The organism is Parasphingorhabdus sp. (genome assembly GCF_036964675.1).
GTDB lineage: Bacteria > Pseudomonadota > Alphaproteobacteria > Sphingomonadales > Sphingomonadaceae > Parasphingorhabdus.
The window spans coordinates 40,892-58,875 of record NZ_JBALTF010000005.1 but is presented as its reverse complement, the minus strand read 5'-3'; the positions used below and the strand labels follow the sequence as shown (position 1 = coordinate 58,875).

Annotated in this window: 15 protein-coding genes and 1 pseudogene; 11 read left to right on the top strand and 5 right to left on the bottom strand. The window is 59.1% G+C overall.

Annotation, left to right across the window (positions count from 1 at the left end; translation table 11 throughout):
* Window positions 1-242, top strand: a pseudogene (locus V7665_RS02140) (hypothetical protein); the annotation flags it as partial.
* Between the two features lie 69 nt (window positions 243-311).
* Here the strand turns inward: V7665_RS02140 and V7665_RS02135 are convergent.
* Window positions 312-1,619: a M20/M25/M40 family metallo-hydrolase gene (locus V7665_RS02135; protein WP_335662887.1), complete on the bottom strand. Its 1,308-nt coding sequence runs from the start codon at window positions 1,617-1,619 to the stop codon at window positions 312-314.
* A 229-nt stretch (window positions 1,620-1,848) separates the two neighbouring features.
* Between V7665_RS02135 and V7665_RS02130 the strand changes: the two genes are divergently transcribed.
* The 3 genes from V7665_RS02130 (at window position 1,849) to V7665_RS02120 (ending at window position 5,102) form a co-directional block, all read left to right on the top strand.
* Complete coding sequence (locus tag V7665_RS02130; protein ID WP_335662886.1) at window positions 1,849-3,135, top strand: OmpP1/FadL family transporter; 1,287 nt, start codon at window positions 1,849-1,851, stop codon at window positions 3,133-3,135.
* Window positions 3,136-3,540: 405 nt separating this feature from the next.
* Window positions 3,541-4,401 (top strand): OmpA family protein, encoded by an 861-nt coding sequence (locus tag V7665_RS02125; RefSeq protein ID WP_335662885.1) that lies wholly within the window; start codon window positions 3,541-3,543, stop codon window positions 4,399-4,401.
* A gap of 44 nt (window positions 4,402-4,445) precedes the next feature.
* Entirely contained in the window at window positions 4,446-5,102 is a 657-nt protein-coding gene (locus tag V7665_RS02120; protein WP_335662884.1) for a hypothetical protein, read from the top strand.
* A 13-nt stretch (window positions 5,103-5,115) separates the two neighbouring features.
* On the opposite strand, the gene V7665_RS02115 is transcribed toward V7665_RS02120, so the two are convergent.
* Window positions 5,116-6,432: a hemolysin family protein gene (locus V7665_RS02115; protein WP_335662883.1), complete on the bottom strand. Its 1,317-nt coding sequence runs from the start codon at window positions 6,430-6,432 to the stop codon at window positions 5,116-5,118.
* Window positions 6,433-6,588: 156 nt separating this feature from the next.
* On the opposite strand from V7665_RS02115, the gene V7665_RS02110 reads away from it, so the two are divergent.
* Window positions 6,589-7,269, top strand: a complete 681-nt coding sequence (locus V7665_RS02110) for an OmpA family protein (protein WP_335662882.1) — start codon at window positions 6,589-6,591, stop codon at window positions 7,267-7,269.
* Between the two features lie 67 nt (window positions 7,270-7,336).
* On the top strand, window positions 7,337-8,104 hold the full coding sequence (locus tag V7665_RS02105) for an SDR family NAD(P)-dependent oxidoreductase (RefSeq protein WP_335662881.1): 768 nt from the start codon (window positions 7,337-7,339) through the stop codon (window positions 8,102-8,104).
* 3 nt (window positions 8,105-8,107) lie between these two features.
* Here the strand turns inward: V7665_RS02105 and V7665_RS02100 are convergent, their stop codons facing one another.
* The gene (locus V7665_RS02100) at window positions 8,108-9,340 is read right to left on the bottom strand and encodes a UbiH/UbiF/VisC/COQ6 family ubiquinone biosynthesis hydroxylase (protein ID WP_335662880.1); all 1,233 of its coding nucleotides are present in this window, start codon (window positions 9,338-9,340) and stop codon (window positions 8,108-8,110) included.
* Window positions 9,341-9,511: 171 nt separating this feature from the next.
* On the opposite strand from V7665_RS02100, the gene V7665_RS02095 reads away from it, so the two are divergent.
* The 5 genes from V7665_RS02095 to V7665_RS02075 all read left to right on the top strand — a co-directional run bounded on the left by V7665_RS02095 (window position 9,512) and on the right by V7665_RS02075 (window position 15,451).
* Window positions 9,512-11,824, top strand: a complete 2,313-nt coding sequence (locus tag V7665_RS02095) for an FtsK/SpoIIIE family DNA translocase (protein WP_335662879.1) — start codon at window positions 9,512-9,514, stop codon at window positions 11,822-11,824.
* 82 nt (window positions 11,825-11,906) lie between these two features.
* Window positions 11,907-12,536, top strand: coding sequence for a LolA family protein (locus V7665_RS02090; protein ID WP_335662878.1), 630 nt, complete (start codon window positions 11,907-11,909; stop codon window positions 12,534-12,536).
* A gap of 291 nt (window positions 12,537-12,827) precedes the next feature.
* On the top strand, window positions 12,828-13,622 hold the full coding sequence (gene xth / locus V7665_RS02085; protein ID WP_335662877.1) for an exodeoxyribonuclease III: 795 nt from the start codon (window positions 12,828-12,830) through the stop codon (window positions 13,620-13,622).
* Window positions 13,619-14,716, top strand: coding sequence for a GTP cyclohydrolase II (gene ribA / locus V7665_RS02080; protein WP_335662876.1), 1,098 nt, complete (start codon window positions 13,619-13,621; stop codon window positions 14,714-14,716). Before xth ends, ribA begins: the two co-directional genes overlap by 4 nt.
* 249 nt (window positions 14,717-14,965) lie before the next feature.
* Complete coding sequence (locus V7665_RS02075; RefSeq protein WP_335662875.1) at window positions 14,966-15,451, top strand: DUF2165 family protein; 486 nt, start codon at window positions 14,966-14,968, stop codon at window positions 15,449-15,451.
* A 96-nt stretch (window positions 15,452-15,547) separates the two neighbouring features.
* Here the strand turns inward: V7665_RS02075 and ssb are convergent, their stop codons facing one another.
* A complete protein-coding gene (gene ssb / locus V7665_RS02070) occupies window positions 15,548-16,075 on the bottom strand; it encodes a single-stranded DNA-binding protein (RefSeq protein WP_335662874.1) in 528 nt (175 codons plus the stop codon).
* Between the two features lie 46 nt (window positions 16,076-16,121).
* Window positions 16,122-17,981, bottom strand: a complete 1,860-nt coding sequence (gene feoB, locus V7665_RS02065) for a ferrous iron transporter B (RefSeq protein WP_335662873.1) — start codon at window positions 17,979-17,981, stop codon at window positions 16,122-16,124.
* Window positions 17,982-17,984 lie beyond the last annotated feature (3 nt).

Below are 17,984 nucleotides of genomic sequence, written 5' to 3'. Positions count from 1 at the left end.
TGCACATCGTCGATTTCGGCCAGTCGGAGCAATTGCCGCCGCTGTTTCGCTCGATCTTGCAGCAATGGCTGGCGCTGTTTCATGTGGCACCGCGCGCGCATCTCGGTGCATTTCTGGCCGAGCTGGACAGCGAGATTGGCACCCAAAGCGAATTTGTCAGCCAATATCGCGGCTATAGCTGGCGGTTCGTGGTCAGGCGGCCGACAACGGCAACTCTGGCAGCTTCGGCAATATCGCCTTAAAGATTGCTGTGACAGTGCATTTTGATTTCCATAATTTACCCCTTCTCCCGTGAGGGAGAAGGGTAATCATCACTGCAACAGATCACTCGCCAACAAATCCGCCACCAGCAAGGCGGTGCGTTGCGTGGCCTGCTGAAGGCTGGTCAGGTCCATATCTTCATCGACGGTGTGCGCGCCGGTACCCGCAACGCCCAGTCCGTCCATGCTGGCGACATAGGGTGCTACGAAGCTGATGTCCGCCGCGCCGCGCCCTTCCGGCGGGAAGGATTGAGCGGGTTCGAGGCCGAGTCGCGCGTGCACCGCGTTGACGCGGTCGAGCAGCGCTTCATTCGCCTCGGTCAGCTCCATCGCGGGATATCGGTCCTCGAAGGTGATGGTCGCCCTGGTCAGCGGCAGGCTGTCCTCGACAATCCCGCGCATCAGGGTTTCTGCGGCACGCAATTGCGCGTCGTTCATGAAGCGCAGGCCTCCGGAGGCGATGGCGGTCTCGGCGATCACATTGTCCTTGCCGCTGAGCGTCACCGCTCCGGCGCTGCCGACGGGGTCGATGGCCGATCCGGCCGCGACCATGCCGGGATTGAAGGTCAATCCGAGCGGTCCGCGCACCTCGCCGTAGAAGCGGTTCAGGATGCGCGCCATTTCGAACGCGGCGCCGGCACCGCTACCATCGCTGAAAATTCCCGAAGAGTGAGCGCGCTTTCCCGTTACCTCAAGCTTCCATTTCGAGGAACCGCGCCGGCCAACCACGGCCCACTCGGCGCTGCCGCCTTCGAAGTTAAGCGCGTAGTCGGCAGCTTTGCCCGCCGCAATCAGGTCCTTGCGGGCCTCGGCCAGCGGTGCACCGACGCTTTCCTCATCGCCGGTGAAAAATATCGTCACCTTGCCGCCCTTGATCGCCTCCGCCTCGATCAGCGCCCGCATGGCATAAATGACCACTGCATTGCCGCCCTTCATGTCAGAGATGCCCGGGCCGCGCAGCTTGTCACCGTCGCGCTCGAAGCGCTGGAACGGACTGTCGGGTTCGAACACCGTGTCGAGATGGCCGATCAGCAGGAGGTTTGGCCCTGCGCCAAAATCCCGTTCGGCGACCAGGTGACCGCCGCGCGCCATCGATTGCGGCATGTCGATCCAGCGAACCGCAAAGCCGATATCCTCCAGTTCGCGCCGGTAGATTTCGCCGACCTTGCGGACCCCTTCGGCATTGAGCGTCCCGGAATTCTGATTGACCGTCGCTTCGAGCAATTGCAGCTGCTCCGCGCCATTGGCGTCGACGGCGTCAAGAATGGGCTTGTCACTGGCGCTGGCACCAGTGATCGAGACCGTGATCGTGGCAAGCAGCAGGCAGGCGGAAGTGGCGGCTTTCATTATCGCGAACATGGTGAGGCCTTTTCTCTTCGGTCATGGATATTTGCAATGAGGGTGGAAAATAGCGGCCCAGCGCTCAACCGCAAGGGGGCATCTGCCGCCAGCACCGATCCCACCAAGCTCAGCTACTTCGCACGCAATCTTTCCTAACTTGCTGCGCGCGGCTGGGGATCGCTAGGGACGCGCTCCGGCGAACACCCTCTCCCGTTCCGCCGATGCATTAACAGAAAGTCGCATCGTCATGTCCCGTCTTATTTCACACGCCTCCAGCCACCGGATCACTTCGCTTGCCGGCCTTCTGCTCGCCAGTGCGGCGCTTTGCCTGCCGAGTGCGGCGCAGGCGACGGACGGCTATTTTCTCAACGGCGTCGGGGCCAAGGCCAAGGGCGCTGGCGGCGTCGCCATCGCGATGCCGCAGGATGGTTTCGCGATTGCCACCAACCCGGCTTCGGCGACCGCAATCGAACACCGGCTGGATGTCGGCTTCGAAGTCTTCATCCCCGATCGCGGGTCCGAGATCATCGGCAATCAGGCGGGGCTAGATGGCACTTATTCGGGCAATGACGCCAATCCCTTCATCCTGCCCGAATTTGCTTATGTCCGGCCGCTGTCCGACACGGTTTCGATCGGCATTGCGGTCAACGGCAATGGCGGCATGAACACCGATTACAAGAGCAATCCCTTCGCCAGTTTCGGCGCCACCGGTCCGGCGGGCGTGAACCTGCGGCAGGTTTCGATTGCGCCGACCATTGCGGTGGAGATTGCGGAAGGACAGAGCCTGGGGGTGTCGCCGCATTTCGTCGTGCAAAGTTTCGAAATGAATGGCATCCAGCCGTTCGCCGCCAATTCGCAAAACCCGGGCGCTTTCACCAACCGGGGTGAGGACTGGGCCTTTGGTGCGGGTTTCCGCGTCGGCTATCTCGGCTCTTTTGGCGACAATCTGCGCCTTGGGGCCTTTTACCAGTCGAAAGTCTGGACCACCAAATTCGACCGCTATGCCGGGCTGTTCGCCGAACAGGGCGGTTTCAACATGCCCGCTTCCTGGGGCGTGGGCGTTTCGGTAGACGCGACGCCAAAGCTTACCCTGGGCGCAGATTTCAAACATATCGAATATTCCCATGTCAACTCGGTTGGAAACCCGATTGCGGCGCTGCTCCAGGGCAGACCGTTCGGCGCGGATGACGGCCCCGGCTTCGGCTGGGACGATATCGATGTGTGGAAATTCGGCGCGGTCTATCAGGCCAGCGACAAGCTTGCCCTGCGCGCCGGCTATGGCCGTTCCGCCAACCCGATCCCGCAATCGGAGACCTTGCTCAACGTGCTCGCGCCCGGCGTCGTGCGCGATCATTTCACGGTCGGTGCAACGTTCAAGCCATCGGAAAATTTCGAAATCACCGGCTATGCGATGCGGGCGCCGCGCCAGACGGTGAACGGGTCCGGCTCGATTCCCGCGCCCTTTGGCGGCGGCGAAGCGAATATCCATCTGGCCGAAACCGCGGTCGGATTTTCCTTCGGCTTCGGCTTCTAAACCGACTTCACCGGATTAATGCACCCCATCATAATGATGGGGTGCATTAATCCTCCAACTCTCGGCGGGAATAGAAATTTCGGGACAATGCCGAGCAAATTTCAAACGCACGAAAGCCTGACCGCAACACCGGCAACAGCGATCATGAAGTGCATTGCCTGCACCGTCAGCTTGGGCCGAACAGGCTCGGTACAACCGCAGCAACCAAGGCAATTGCAGCTGTCCAACCGACAAATCCGGCTAAATTAACCATAGATAGCTGCATTTTGTTTCATATAGGGACATTTTTACTGCCCACGCCTATGTACAGGCGGCTAGCAACTGGACTCAGCCATCAATTTCCGTCATTTTGATGAAATATTTCGAGCAGTGGCAATCCACCGAAAAAGGGACTGAGGTTAGCTAATGAAAATCGGAAGCAAAATTTTAACCGGTACGGCGGCGACATTGATTTTGGCGCTGGTCGGCCATGCTGCAACCGGTGAAAAATTCATCTCCGGTCTGGAGCAAAAGGCGCAGACAGAACTGGCCGCGCGGGGACTCGATGGCGCCAGCGTCAGCCTGGGTCGCGATCCCCTGTCCCGCGGTGCCATTCTGGATGGCGCAGTGACCGATGAGGTAAAACAGGACGCACTGAACGTGGTCATGACGATCCCGGGCATCTCCGGCGCGAGCTGGCAAGCCGGGGAAGCCGTCGAAACAGCCGAGGGCACCGCCGCATCAGTCTCGACCGCTGCCGACCAGGATAAAGTCGCCAAATGCCAGGCCGATGTCGACAAGATTATCGCAACCAAAGGCATCAGCTTCCGCTCCGGCAGCGCCTATTTGTCGCTGGAAACCAAGCAAATTCTTGACCAGCTCAGCGCAGCTTTGCAGGCTTGCGCGGGACTGTCGATCACGGTCGAAGGCCATACCGACGACAATGGCGATAGCGAAGTCAACCTCATCATGTCGCAAGAGCGGGCCGATCGGATCAAGGCGGGATTGGTCGAACGCGGGATCCCGGAAGCTCTGATCACCGCAAAAGCCTTTGGATCGACGCAGCCACTGGTAACCGGTTCGGATGCTGCCGCCGATGCGCAGAATCGCCGAATTGCGATCCGGATCGCCGCCGCAAGCAGTCCGTCACAAATTGATGCAAAAGCGCCACAGCAAAATTCATCCATGCCCCTTTTGCTTGAAAATCTGTTGCTCCTGCTGGTCACTTTTGCGATTGGGCTCGCTATTGGCTGGTTCATCTGGGGTCGCAACGACAAAAATTATTAGCCAATCGTGGCGATGGACAGAATTCAGAACGGGGTTTTGAGACAATGATTACGATGATTTCGGCCAATTGGCTGTTATACCTGATTGCACTGCTGATCGGTGTCGTCACGGCTTTCTGGATCTGGGCTGCAACCGGCCGGGAAGCATCCGCCGTCGATAATTTTGACGCCAATGACGGCCTGCTCGAAAAAGCCGGCGAGCCGGTCCAGCCGACAGAAGCCCATCCCGAACCATCCCCGCCAGCGGCAGCGGTGCCGAAGCCAACGCCAAAGCCCGAAGCGGTCGTCAAGCCTGCGGCAGCTATGCCGGTGCCAGAGCCCTCACTGCCGCCCGAACCGGTTGTCGAGCCTGCCGCCGCTGAACCTGTAGCCCCGGTCAAGCTGGTGGTAACGACAGAGGCTGAAACAGCAGCGGACGACACGCCAACCGCCGGCAAGCCCGACATACCGGCGGCGGTCGGAGAGCCGGACAATCTGCGTCTTATCAAGGGCATTGGTCCGAAACTGAACAAGCAGCTGATCACGCTTGGCGTCACCCGGTTTGACCAGATTGCCGAGTGGAAAGAGGCTGAAATTGCCGAGGTCGATCGATATCTTGATCCGTTCAGCGGGCGGATTACAAAAGATGCCTGGATCGATCAGGCCAAATTCCTGGCCAAGGATGATATCGCCGGTTTCGAGAAGAAATACGGCAAGCTCTAGGGTCTGAACCTCGTCAATCGATATCGGGGTTGCTCGCCCGGACAATCAGCTTGTCGATCTTGCGGCCATCCATATCGACAATTTCGAATATCCAGTCCTGATCTTCAAAGCTTTCGCCTTCTTCGGGCAGATGGCGCAATTGCGCCAAGGCATGACCGGCAACCGTCGCATAGTCGCGGCCTTCTGACAGCCGGAGACTGAGCTTTTCGGCCAGCGCATCAATGGCCATCGCCCCGGAGACCAGAAAGCTGCCGTCCGCACGCTCGATCAGGCTGCGCTGGGTTTTTTCATCCTGGTCGGAGACAAATTCGCCGGCGATCGAGCTGAGCAGGTCATTGGGCGTCACGATCCCTTCGAAATGGCCATATTCGTCGTGGACCAGGATCATCGGCACTTCGGTTTCGCGCAATATTTCCAGCACATCGAGCGCATCCAGCTGGTCCGGCACCTTTTCCAGCGGCCGCATCAGCTTGCGCAGGTCCAGTTCCTCGCCGCCCAGTTGCGCCGCGACGATATCGCGGGCCTGGACCACGCCGCGAATTTCGTCGACAGAATGTTCGGCGACGGGAAAGCGGCTGTGCTGGGATTCCATCAGCAGCTTGTGAATATCCTCGCGCTGCGCATCGATGTCGAGCCAGTCGATTTCGGTCCGAGGGGTCATCACCTCGCGAATAGGGCGGTCGGCCAGGCGCACGACTCCGGCCATCACGGCGCGTTCATGCTCTTCGATGACGCCGGAACGCGTCGCTTCGGCAAAAACCATCTGCAATTCGTCCGCGGTCACATGACTGATCTGATCGCGTTTCATCCGCATCATCCGAAAGATCAGCGCGCTGCTATTGTCCAGCAGCCAGACCAATGGCGCGGAAATACGGGCCAGCAATTCCATCGGCTGGGCCATGGCCAGCGCGATTCGTTCCGCCGAGCGCAAGGCAATCTGCTTTGGCACCAGTTCGCCAACCACCAGCGAGGCATAAGTGGTCAGGCCAATGACCAGCACGAAACCGACCGTGATCGATGTTTCCTGGCCCATGCCCAGCGCCTGCAAACGTTCCGCAACCGGCCCGCCGAGGCTGGCTCCGGAAAATGCCCCGGCAATGATACCGATCAGGGTGATGCCAATTTGCACGGTGGAGAGAAATTTGCCGGGATCCCCCGCAAGGCGAAGGGCGGCTTTGGCGCGCCTGCTCCCCTGGTCCGCCAGACTGTGGAGCTGCGCCTTGCGCGCAGAAACAATCGCCAGTTCCGACATGGCAAATACGCCATTGATCAGCACCAGCACAACTATGATCGCAACATCAAACCAGGGAAAGGGTGTCATATTGTCCATTTAAAGGGCGAAATGCCATAAGCCCTTTAGCAGCAAGTTTTACATAATCTCAAGTTTGCTGTCAGTCGCCGTTCATTTATCTTGGGTTAAATGAACGCTTCTGATTGGCGGGGCGTATTGCCAATCGAAAAAAGAACCAAAAAAAGGGAAAATAACATGCGGATGAACAGATCAATAATTGCAGCGGCTTCGCTTGGTGCCTTGGCGCTAACCAGCGGCTGCGTGACCGATCCCGAAACCGGGAACCGGACCATTTCAAAGGCAGCCATCGGCGGCCTCGGCGGCGTTGTCGGCGGCTACCTGCTAGGTGATGTTCTTGGCGGAAAAAATGACCGTACCGCCAAGATCGTTGGCGCCGGCCTTGGTGGCCTCGCTGGTGCGGGCATCGGCTATTACATGGACGAGCAGGAAAAGAAGCTTCGCGAACAGACTGCCGGTACCGGTATTGACGTGACTCGCGAAGGCGACAATCTGATTCTCAACATGCCGTCCAATGTCACATTTCCAGTCGACAGCAGCGCGATCCAGCCCAGCTTTCAGACCACTTTGGCCAATGTCGCCGATACGCTTTCTCGCTATGAGAAGAGCTATGTCGATGTACTCGGCCATACCGACAGCACCGGTAGCGACGCCTATAACCAGTCGCTGTCCGAACGGCGCGCGGAAGCGGTTGCCAATTTTCTTGCCAACAGCGGCGTCCAGCGCGCCCGTCTGGCGACAAGAGGCTATGGTGAAAGCCAGCCGATCGCCAGCAACGCCACCGAGGCAGGACGGGCAGCCAACCGCCGGGTCGAAATCAAGATTGTTCCGATCGCGCAGTCAGATCTGAACAACTAAATTAGCGCTTGCGTTAGACCGATCATTCCGGGCATCCCCGGCAAAAATTTGCAGAGGATGCCCGGCCATGACCACAGTCAATTTTTCGATCGATCTCACAGGACGGACCGCCATCGTAACCGGTGCATCCGCTGGTCTGGGGCGCCGCTTTGCCAAGGTGCTGGCGGCCTGCGGCGCGAAAGTCGCCTGCACAGCTCGCCGCAAGGACAAGCTCGACGATCTGGTTGCCGAAATCACCGCGGATGGCGGCACGGCCCAGGCCTTTGCGCTGGATGTGCGCGATGCGGCCCAGCTGCAGGCGATCATTCCAGCCGTGACGGAAGCTTTGGGCCAGCCGGATATCCTGGTGAACAACGCCGGGATCGTCGATGCCGAACATGCCACAAGGATGTCGATCGAGTTGATCGACGATGTTCTGGATACAAATCTGCGCAGCGTGTTCATCTTGTCGAACGAGTTTGCCCGTCCACTGATCGCCCAAAAAACGCCCGGACGGATCGTCAATGTCGCGTCTATCGCAGCGACCAGCTATAGTGGTGGCGGGGCCGCCCTCTATTCAATAACCAAGGCCGGTGTGGTTCGTGTCACCGAAACGCTGGCGGTGGAATGGTCGAAATTTCACATCAATGTGAACGGCATCGCGCCGGGCCTGTTCGCCACCGACATGGCCGATGGCATGATCGAACGTGCCGGCGATTTTTCGGTACATTTCCCGCGCAAGCGCGTGGCACAGCCGGAGCAGATGGACAGCACATTGCTCTTTCTGGTGTCGCCTTCGTCGGATGCGGTGACCGGAACCGTGATCAAGATCGATGACGGCCAGGGCTCGCGCTAGACCCTAGACCAGCTCACCCCGGAGCAATTTGGGCAGATCGCCGGTCTCGCCTTTTGCCTCGGCCATGAATTGCGCCTTGAGCGGCGGAATCCGCTGGACCAGGCCGATGCCCATGCGGCGGATTTTCGAAGAGGTTTCGCCCGGCAGGCCGAACAGGCGGGTCAGCAGATCAGTCGCCGCCGACACCATCATATTGTCAAGACTGCGCCAGCGATCATAGCGCGCCAATATCTGTGAATCGCCGAGATCAAGGCCGGTTCGCGCCCCTTCGACCAGACATTCGGTCAGCGCCGCGACGTCGCGCAAGCCCAGGTTGAGCCCCTGCCCGGCGATCGGATGGATGCCATGGCCAGCATCGCCGATCAGCACCAGCCGATCGGCGGTCAGATGGGAACTGTGGTGGAAACCCAGCGGATAGGTCGGGCGATCGGTGAGCAGCTCGATTGCGCCGAGAAAGCCGCCGGTTTTCTTCATCATTTCGGCAACAAAGGCGCGCTGGTTGATCTTGGCATAAGCGGGGCCGTCTTTTCTCGAGACCGTCCACACAACCGCCGAGCGGTGTCTGCCCTCCGCGTCGTCTAGCATCGGCAGGATGGCAAAGGGGCCGGACGGAAAGAACAGCTCATAGGCGGTATTGCCATGCGGCTTTTCATGGGCGATCTTGCAGACAATCGCGCTATGGTCATATTGCCAGTGCGCCATGATGATCCCGGCTTCCTCGCGCATCCGGCTGCCCCGGCCATCGGCCGCAATCAGCAACGGCGCCGATAGCTGCTCGCCATTGTCGAGCGTTATGTCGACCAGATGTTGCTTGCGATCACAGGAAGCGATTTGTGCCGACAGGTGCAGCGCAATCCCGTCATGGGCCTGAACCGCTTCAAACAACAGCCGGCGAAGCACCGCATTTTCGACCATGATGCCCATCGGGCCTTCGCCTTCGCCGGGTACAAAGTCGAGGGTTCCCGGCTTCAGTCCATCATTGACCAGTATCTTCTCGATATCACAACCATGCGGCCGCAGCTTGTCGGCCAGGCCAATGGCATCAAACATCTTCCAGCTGGCGCTGTTGATCGCCGAAACCCGGGCATCATTTTGCGGATTCAGCAGGTCGGCCGGGTCAGCTCGGTCGATGATCGCGACCCGCAAGCCATGGGCAGCCAGCGTCAGCGCCTGAGTCAGGCCAATCATGCCTGCGCCCAATATGATGATATCGCTATTCCGAGAATCAAATCCCATGGAGACTGCCTTTCCGCGCCATAATATTGAGATATAGGTAGGCATCGACGGCGGGGAAGGAAAGGCAAATCCGGTAAAATAACGCCAAGAAACTTGACGGCGAGTCCCCGATTCGCGCAAAGGAGCGAATAGTTAATGCGCGCCTTCGGCTGGGGTGACGCACGGGAGTAAATGATGGCCGATAAAGCCGATGAAGCGAACTGGCGCGAAATCATGCGTCTCAGCCTGTTGCGCAGTGGTGCCCTGCTCGGGGCCATCGCGATCTATCTGGCGACGATATTCCTGTTGCTGGCATTGCTCAGCTATTCCCCCAGCGACCCTTCGTTGAACACCTCTGCCGGCAGCGTCGATCATAACTGGATGGGCATTTTTGGCTCCTATCTGGCCGATCTTTTATTGTTGCTGATCGGCTTGCCGGTCATGTTGTTCCTGCCGCTGCTGCTTTTGCTGGCCAATCGGCTCTGGCGGGACATTCCACAGCCGGCCTGGAAGCGGCAATTGCTGTGGTGTCTGCTCGCAGCCTTGCTGGTCGGCACCGGTCTGGCCTTATGGTTCCCGGATTCGCAAATGGAATTGCCCTCGGGTCTTGGCGGACTCGCCAGCATGCTGTTTGCAAACGCTATCAATGCCGGTCTCAACGCCTTGTCTGCCAGCTGGAGCGGCCTGATTTCCGGTGCCCTGATCGCCCTGACCATGGCTAGCGGCCTTGCCCTCGGCTATAGCAGCCTGCGGCTCGACAGACCGCTGTTTTCCGGAACAACTTTAAGAATTCCGTCGGTAAAAAGTCCCTTTGCCCAAAAAGAAGACGGTCTGGTGATCGAACCGGATCGGTCCGGCGTTGCCAAGGCCAAGAAAGAACCCGCTCCGCGCAAATCGGTGAAGCCCGACAACCGGCCACCACCGGAGATCAGCGACCGGGCCTTGCCGCCGAAAAAGGCTGGCGTCGGCAAAGGCAAGCAGGGTGATTTCTTCGGACCCTATGTGCTGCCATCGCTCGACCTGCTGACCCCTGCGCCGCCACAGAATAACAATGTGATCGACAAGGCCGGCCTCGAACGCAACGCTCGCCTGCTCGAATCCGTGCTCGATGATTTCCACGTCAAGGGCACGATCAACGCGGTCCGGCCGGGGCCGGTGGTCACCATGTATGAACTGGAACCGGCACCGGGCATCAAGGCGAGCCGGGTGATCCAGCTGGCCGAGGATATTGCCCGCAATATGTCGGCGCTGTCGGCGCGCGTCGCCGCGATTCCCGGACGCACCGTCATGGGCATAGAATTGCCCAATGCCACCCGCGAGATGGTTGTGCTGCACGAGATGGTTGGTAGCGACAGTTTCGCCGAACAGACCGGCAAGCTGCCGATCATATTGGGCAAGAATATCTCCGGCGATCCGGTCATCGCCGATCTGGCGCCGATGCCGCATCTGCTCGTTGCCGGTACCACCGGTTCGGGTAAATCCGTCGGCCTGAACTGCATGATCCTGTCGCTGCTCTATCGGCTGACGCCGGACGAGTGCAAGATGATCATGATCGATCCGAAGATGCTGGAACTCAGCACCTATGACGATATTCCGCATCTCTTGTCCCCGGTCGTCACCGAACCGGCCAAGGCGATAAGAGCGCTGAAATGGGCGGTCGAGCAGATGGAAGAACGCTATCGGATGATGTCCTCGCTTTCGGTGCGAAATCTGGCCAATTACAACGACAAGGTGAAGGGCGCCAAGGCCAAGGGCCAGCCGCTCGGCCGCCGTGTCCAGACCGGCTATGACCCCGAAACATCGCGACCGATCTACGAGGAAGAGCAGCTCGATTATGAAGTGCTGCCGCAGATCGTGATCATCGTCGACGAGCTTGCCGACCTGATGATGACCGCGGGCAAGGAAGTCGAATTTCTGATCCAGCGGCTCGCGCAAAAGGCGCGTGCGGCCGGCATCCATTTGATCATGGCAACCCAGCGGCCATCGGTCGATGTCATCACCGGCGTCATCAAGGCCAATCTGCCGACCCGGATCAGCTTTCACGTGACCTCGAAAATCGATTCGCGGACGATCTTGGGCGAACAGGGCGCAGAACAGCTGCTCGGCAAGGGCGATATGCTGTACATGCCCGGCGGCAAGCAATTGACCCGGGTCCACGGGCCGTTCGTTTCCGATGACGAAGTGCGGCGGGTCGCCGATCACTGGCGTTCGCAGGGAACGCCGGATTATATCCAGGCGGTGACCGAAGAACCCGAAGATGGCAGCTTTGCCCTCGACGGTGCTGATCTGAGCGACAGCAAGGAAGACCGGCAATATACGCAGGCCTGCCAGATTGTCTTCGAGAGCCAGAAAGTTTCGACCAGCTGGCTGCAGCGGCAGTTGCGGATCGGCTATAATACCGCCGCCCGGATCATCGACCGGATGGAAGAGGATGATTTCATCAGCGCGCCCAACCATATCGGCCGCCGCGAAGTGCTGCGCGATCAGAATGGCGAACCGCTCTAGCCTTTTTTGCTGACAGACTGATTAAGCCACTGTTCAATCGCCACTGGCTAGGCGGGCATCTGGATAATCTGGAGTTTTCTTAATGTTGAAATATGGTTTCGCCTTGATCGCTGCGCCGCTGGCCCTGACAGCCAGCCTGCCGGCCACCGCCCAGCAAAGCCCGACCGACAGTCTGTCGAAAATTTCGACCCATTTGCGTTCGATGTCGACGATGACCGCGAATTTCAGCCAGACCGATCGCGGCGGCCAGTTGCTGACCGGGACGCTGATCATCAAGCAACCCGGGAAAATTCGCTTTCAATATCAGAAGGAAGCCAATCTGCTGATCGTCGGCGACGGAAAAGCCCTGACGCTGATCGACTATGACGTGAATCAGGTCCAGCGCTGGCCGATCAGCAACAGCCCGCTGGCGGCGCTGCTCAATCCGGAACGAGACCTGTCAAAATATGGCAAAATCGTTCCGACTCGCAATCCGGCGGTGTTGAGCGTCGAGGTCAGCGATCCGAAACGCCCGGAATATGGTATCATCACCATGGTTTTCAGCAAAAAAGCCGGTGCGCCTGGCGGGCTGAAGCTGGACGGCTGGGTGTCACTCGATTCGAAAAATAATCGCACGTCGATCCGGCTTTCCAATCAGAAATTCGGGGTTCCAGTCTCCAATAGAAGTTTCAACTGGGACGATCCGCGGAGAAAAAGCCGCGCCAAGCGATGAACCGAGACGGACTGCCGATCAGCAGAAAATGATATGTATTCCGTTCATATTCGCGACAGAAATACCGGCCTATAACCAACTACAGGATGCGAAGAGACACTCAGGTTTTCCCCCCTGTTACCTGATGAAACAAGTCTCTACCCATTCTATGCGTGACGAACGCGAGTTAGCCCCCACCTCCTTAATGCCCCCGGAGGTGGGGGTTTTACTTTCTCGACCCGGCAAAATTACCGAACATCCCGATTGCCTTTGCGCTTGGGTTTCTGTGCGAGCGTGGCTATCAGTCTCGGCATGAATGATACCCTGAAAATCGTCAGCTGGAATATTAACAGCGTCCGTGCCCGTCTCGACATCGTCGAGCGCTTTCTGACCGAGGAAGCACCCGATGTCCTGTGCCTGCAGGAAACCAAGGTGCGCGACGACCAATTCCCCGAAGGGATGTTCCGGCGCCTCGGCTATAATCATATGATCCTGAACGGTCAGCCGATGCACCATGGCGTTGCCATCATCAGCCGCATCCCGCTGCACAAGGATGAACGATTTGACTGGCAGGACAATGGCGAAGCCCGCCATGTTGGCGCGGTGCTGCAAAATGGCGTAAGAATCGAGAATGTCTATATTCCCGCAGGCGGCGAAATCGCCGACCGCGAACAAAATCCGAAATTCGGCCAGAAGCTCGATTTCTTTGGCCGGATGACCGAATGGTCGGAAAATCTCAAGGAGCCGACGATCCTGCTGGGCGATTTCAACGTCGCGCCACTGCCGTCCGATGTCTGGAGTCACAAGGCATTGCTCAAGGTCGTCAGCCACACCCAGATCGAGATCGACCATCTCTACAAGATGCGCGATGCGCATGGCTGGGTCGATGTCGGTCGCAAGCTGGTTCCCGATCCCGAGCGCCTGTTCACCTGGTGGAGCTATCGCGCCAAGGACTGGCGGGCGTCTGACAAGGGCCGCCGGCTCGACCATGTCTGGGTCAGCCCGGAACTGGAAGACAAGGCGATCAGCCATTCGGTCCTCGAAGATGCGCGCAGCTGGGGCAAGCCATCGGATCACGCGCCACTGATCACGGAATTCAAATTTTGAACGCAGCGCCTCTCGATGGGGCCCGTGAGGTAGATGGGCCCCGAAAGGCTGCCGCTCGCCGAGCGGCCCGCGCGATTGATGCGCTGCGCCGGGGCTGGCCAGTCGGCGTCGAAGCGGATGGCGCGCGGCTGAATCTGCTGCCGGTGGAAACCGGCAATCTGGCGGAGGCCCTGCCTTCGTCCGGCATCGTGTCGCTGCTGATCTCCGCCAGCCGCGCGGCGACGCTCAAATTGCTCAACCAGTTTGCCGCAGCCGACCCGAATCTGCCGATCCAGATCAGCCTGCCTGCACCGGTCACAGCGGCAGAGATTACCGCGATCGTCGATCCGGTGCTCGACATGCAATATCCGATGAAGGGCCCGTTTCGCAGCGAAACGCTGACCAATCCGCCAGCCGCGATGGCGGCGATGGAACTGGCGCGGCAAGCCGGTCTGTTGCCCGCCTTTCTGATCGTCGATGATGCGGAGGATATTGCCCTGGCAGAGGATGCTGCGGCCTATGCCGATTCCACAGCCCTAGCGATTAGCGCCCATGCCCGGCTGCCGGTCGCGGCCAATGCCGAAGCACATATTTACGGCTTTCGCAGCGATGCCGATGCCACCGATCATATCGCACTGGTCGTCGGCAAGCGCGACAGCAGTACGCCGGTCGTCCGCCTGCACAGCGAATGTCTGACCGGCGATGTGCTCGGCAGCCTGAAATGCGACTGCGGCCCGCAACTGCACGCTGCGCTGGAACAGATGGGCGAGGCCAGCTGGGGTGTGCTGCTCTATCTGCGGCAGGAAGGCCGCGGCATTGGCCTGATCAACAAGCTGCGCGCTTATGCTTTGCAGGATCAGGGCTTTGACACGGTCGATGCCAATCAGCGGCTGGGCTTTGCCATAGACGCGCGGGATTTTTCGATTGCCGCCCGGATGCTGCAATTGCTCAATATAGCAAAGGTCAAATTGCTGACCAACAATCCGGAGAAAGTGGAAGGGTTGGAAGCATCCGGCGTTACGGTAGAAGAACGGCTGCCGGTCAAGATTGTCGCCAATCCGCACAATGAATTTTATCTCGATACCAAGCGCGACCGGACCGGGCATAAATTATAGCGGATTGCGACGACCGCTTTAAAGTTGCATGAAAAAAACGTCCGCTTTCGAAAGAAAGCGGACGTTTTTTATGCGGTACCAGCGCGAACGCCCTAGACCGGCTCATCATTATCGAAATCGCTGTCAAAGGCGCCGCTCCGTTCGGCATTGTGAAGATCGCGTCTGACGAACGGATCCAAAGCGTCGAAAAATATCACTTCAGTTGCTGGCTCCCAACCGATATTGACAGACCGGAGGGGGGATAATGATATGTTACGGATCTTGAAAATCTTGCTGGTTTTGAGCGTCGCGAGCTGGGGATTGCTCGGCGCCTTTGGAAATATTGTCGACTGGAGTGGAACAACAGGAGCAGTGACAGCTGCAACTTCGATGACAACATTCGACGGCGGTGCCGATAATTGGCGGGCAACCTCCAATCCCGCCATCATTCTTGCCGGCGCGCTGGCCATAGTGTTTTTCAAATCGGCCAGCGCCATTTTGTGCCTGACCGGATCATGGCAGATGTGGGTCGCGCGCGCAGGTGAAGCCAGCGCCTTTGCCAAGGCAAAAACATACGCGCTCGCCGGCTGTGCAGTCGCGATTTTCATGCTGTTTTCCGGATGGATCGTCATCGCCGAAACATGGTTTGAACTGTGGCGATCCGAAGTCATGCGCGAAGCGGCGCTCGACGCCGCCTTCCGCTATTGCGGGATGATTGGCGTGATTGCGCTGTTTGTCGGGATGCACGACGAATAGGTCAGCCACCTTTTCTGTGTCGAAAAAGGGCCGACCCTTCGCTCTGCTGCTATCGCGGACGATGCCTCAGACGTACTCAGGCTCTATATTTGCCTATCAAAACGGAACGTCGTCGTCCAGATCGCTGTCAAAGGCGCCGCCGCCCTGGCCGCCACCGGAACCGCCACCGGTCTGGCCCCAGCTATCGTTGCCGCCACCGCCGCCGGAAGGTGCGCCGCCGCCTTGACCGCCGCCCCAGCCATCGTTGGAACCGCCCTGACCGCCGCCACCTGGCTTGCTGTCGAGCATTTCCATTTTCGCGTCAAAGCCCTGCAGCACGACATCGGTCGAATAGCGGTCATTGCCGGACTGATCCTGCCATTTGCGGGTCTGCAGCTTGCCTTCGAGATAGACCTTGCTGCCCTTGCGCAGATATTTTTCGGCGACCCCGGCAAGGCCTTCGTTATAGATCGAGATATTGTGCCACTCGGTCTTTTCCTTGCGCTCGCCGCTCTGCTTGTCTTTCCAGCTTTCCGATGTCGCAACGCTGAAATTGCAGACTTTGCCGCCATTGGCAAAGGTGCGCACTTCCGGATCCTTGCCCAGATTTCCTACGATGATGACTTTGTTGATGCCGCCGGCCATTTCAAATTCCCCAAAAAATATACGTGATTATCGATTCTTGAGGACTCTATAGACCGAGGGCGACGGCACTCCAATATGTAATACCGGCCGCGACATAAGCGAGCGTAAAAAGATAGGCGACCATGAACGCCGGCCATCGCCAGCCGTTGGTTTCGCGGCGGGTAACCGCGATCGTCGAGATGCACTGCGGGGCAAAGACAAACCAGGCGAGAAAGGCCAGCGCCGTCGGCAGCGACCAGCGGCTTTGCAGGCGCTCGGTCAGGGATTTGGCTTCCGCCTCCTCATCCGGTGCATCAATCGCGTAGGTGGTGGCCAATGCCGCTACCGCCACTTCCCGCGCCGCCATCGCCGGGATCAGGGCAAGCGCGATATCGCGATTGAAGCCGATTGGTTCGACGACCGGCGCGATGACATTGGCGATCCGCCCGGCCACACTATAATCGACCTGACTCATCGCGCTGTCTTCGGGCACTTTCGGAAAGGTCAGCAGCAACCACAGGACGACGGTCGCACCGAAGATGATGGTGCCGGCGCGGCGCAGGAAAATCCAGGCGCGCTGCCACAGACCGATCAATATGTCTTTCATCAGGGGCAGCTGATATTTCGGCATTTCCATCAGGAAGCCGCTATTCGGGCCCTTGGTCACCGTGCTGCGCAGCACCAGCGCGACGATCATCGCGCCGACAATGCCAAAGACATAGAGGCCGAACAGCACCAGACCCTGCAGCCCGATGCCGGGCCCGACCTGGGTCGGCGGGATGAACGCGCCGATGATGATCGCGTAAACTGGCAGGCGGGCCGAACAGGTCATCAGCGGAGCGACCAGGATCGTCGTCAGCCGGTCTTTCGGATCGGAAATGCTACGCGTCGCCATAATCCCGGGTATGGCGCAGGCAAAGGAGGACAATAGAGGAATGAAGCTGCGTCCGGACAGGCCGACGCTGGCCATCATCCGGTCCATGATGAAGGCGGCGCGAGTCATGTAACCGCTGGCTTCGAGCAACAGGATGAACAGGAACAGGATCAGGATCTGTGGCAGGAACACGACCACCGAACCCACGCCGCCGATCGCGCCTTCGATGATGAAGTCGCGCAGGAAACCCGACGGCAGATTGGCCTCGACCCCGGCAGCCACCCATTCGCTGGTGCTTTCGATCAGGCCGATCGGCGCCTCCGACCAGGCGAAGACCGCCTGGAACATCACGAACAGGACGGCGAACAGGATGATTGGTCCGGCGAACGGGTGCAGAAAGAGCCGGTCGGCCCGTTCTGACCAGCGCCGGCCGGCGGTTTCGGAAACCACCGCCAGATTGGCAATCCGCTTTGCCTGTTTGCTCAGGCCCCGATCGCGATCCTTGGCAACGACCGGTTCGATATTTTCGGGCTTGTGCAGGAGGCGGTTTTCCACCGCAGCGGACAAATCTTCGAGACCGCGTCGCCGTACAGCTACGGTCGGGATCACGGGTACGCCCAGAGCCTGCTCCAGCTTCGCCGGATCGAGCGTCAGCCCGTCGCGCTCCGCCAGATCCATCATGTTGAGCGCGACCACGACCGGCTGGCCGAGCGCGATGACTTCGAGCGCGAACCGCAAATGATTGTCGAGATTGGCGGCGTCGAGCACCAGGATGATCACGTCGGGGCGGCGTTCGCCTTTCTGCAAACCCATGACGACGCTGCGTGTTACTTCCTCGTCGGGGCTGGTCGGATCGAGGCTGTAGCTGCCCGGCAAGTCGACCAGTTCCGCAGGCCGGCCATCGGCAAAGCTGAAATGACCGGATTTGCGTTCGACCGTGACGCCGGGATAATTGGCGATCTTCTGCCGCGCGCCGGTGAGCGCGTTGAACAGGGCACTCTTGCCGGAATTGGGGTTGCCCGCGAGGACAATGAGAGGAGCGAGTTCTGACATCAA

Excerpts from the sequence above, each read along its gene's own strand:
- V7665_RS02135 (WP_335662887.1), bottom strand. The coding sequence starts at position 1,619 with ATGTTCGCGATAATGAAAGCCGCCACTTCCGCCTGCCTGCTGCTTGCC.
- V7665_RS02130 (WP_335662886.1), top strand. The coding sequence starts at position 1,849 with ATGTCCCGTCTTATTTCACACGCCTCCAGCCACCGGATCACTTCGCTT.
- V7665_RS02125 (WP_335662885.1), top strand. The coding sequence starts at position 3,541 with ATGAAAATCGGAAGCAAAATTTTAACCGGTACGGCGGCGACATTGATT.
- V7665_RS02120 (WP_335662884.1), top strand. The coding sequence starts at position 4,446 with ATGATTACGATGATTTCGGCCAATTGGCTGTTATACCTGATTGCACTG.
- V7665_RS02115 (WP_335662883.1), bottom strand. The coding sequence starts at position 6,432 with ATGGACAATATGACACCCTTTCCCTGGTTTGATGTTGCGATCATAGTT.
- V7665_RS02110 (WP_335662882.1), top strand. The coding sequence starts at position 6,589 with ATGCGGATGAACAGATCAATAATTGCAGCGGCTTCGCTTGGTGCCTTG.
- V7665_RS02105 (WP_335662881.1), top strand. The coding sequence starts at position 7,337 with ATGACCACAGTCAATTTTTCGATCGATCTCACAGGACGGACCGCCATC.
- V7665_RS02100 (WP_335662880.1), bottom strand. The coding sequence starts at position 9,340 with ATGGGATTTGATTCTCGGAATAGCGATATCATCATATTGGGCGCAGGC.
- V7665_RS02095 (WP_335662879.1), top strand. The coding sequence starts at position 9,512 with ATGATGGCCGATAAAGCCGATGAAGCGAACTGGCGCGAAATCATGCGT.
- V7665_RS02090 (WP_335662878.1), top strand. The coding sequence starts at position 11,907 with ATGTTGAAATATGGTTTCGCCTTGATCGCTGCGCCGCTGGCCCTGACA.
- xth (WP_335662877.1), top strand. The coding sequence starts at position 12,828 with ATGAATGATACCCTGAAAATCGTCAGCTGGAATATTAACAGCGTCCGT.
- V7665_RS02075 (WP_335662875.1), top strand. The coding sequence starts at position 14,966 with ATGTTACGGATCTTGAAAATCTTGCTGGTTTTGAGCGTCGCGAGCTGG.
- ssb (WP_335662874.1), bottom strand. The coding sequence starts at position 16,075 with ATGGCCGGCGGCATCAACAAAGTCATCATCGTAGGAAATCTGGGCAAG.
- feoB (WP_335662873.1), bottom strand. The coding sequence starts at position 17,981 with ATGTCAGAACTCGCTCCTCTCATTGTCCTCGCGGGCAACCCCAATTCC.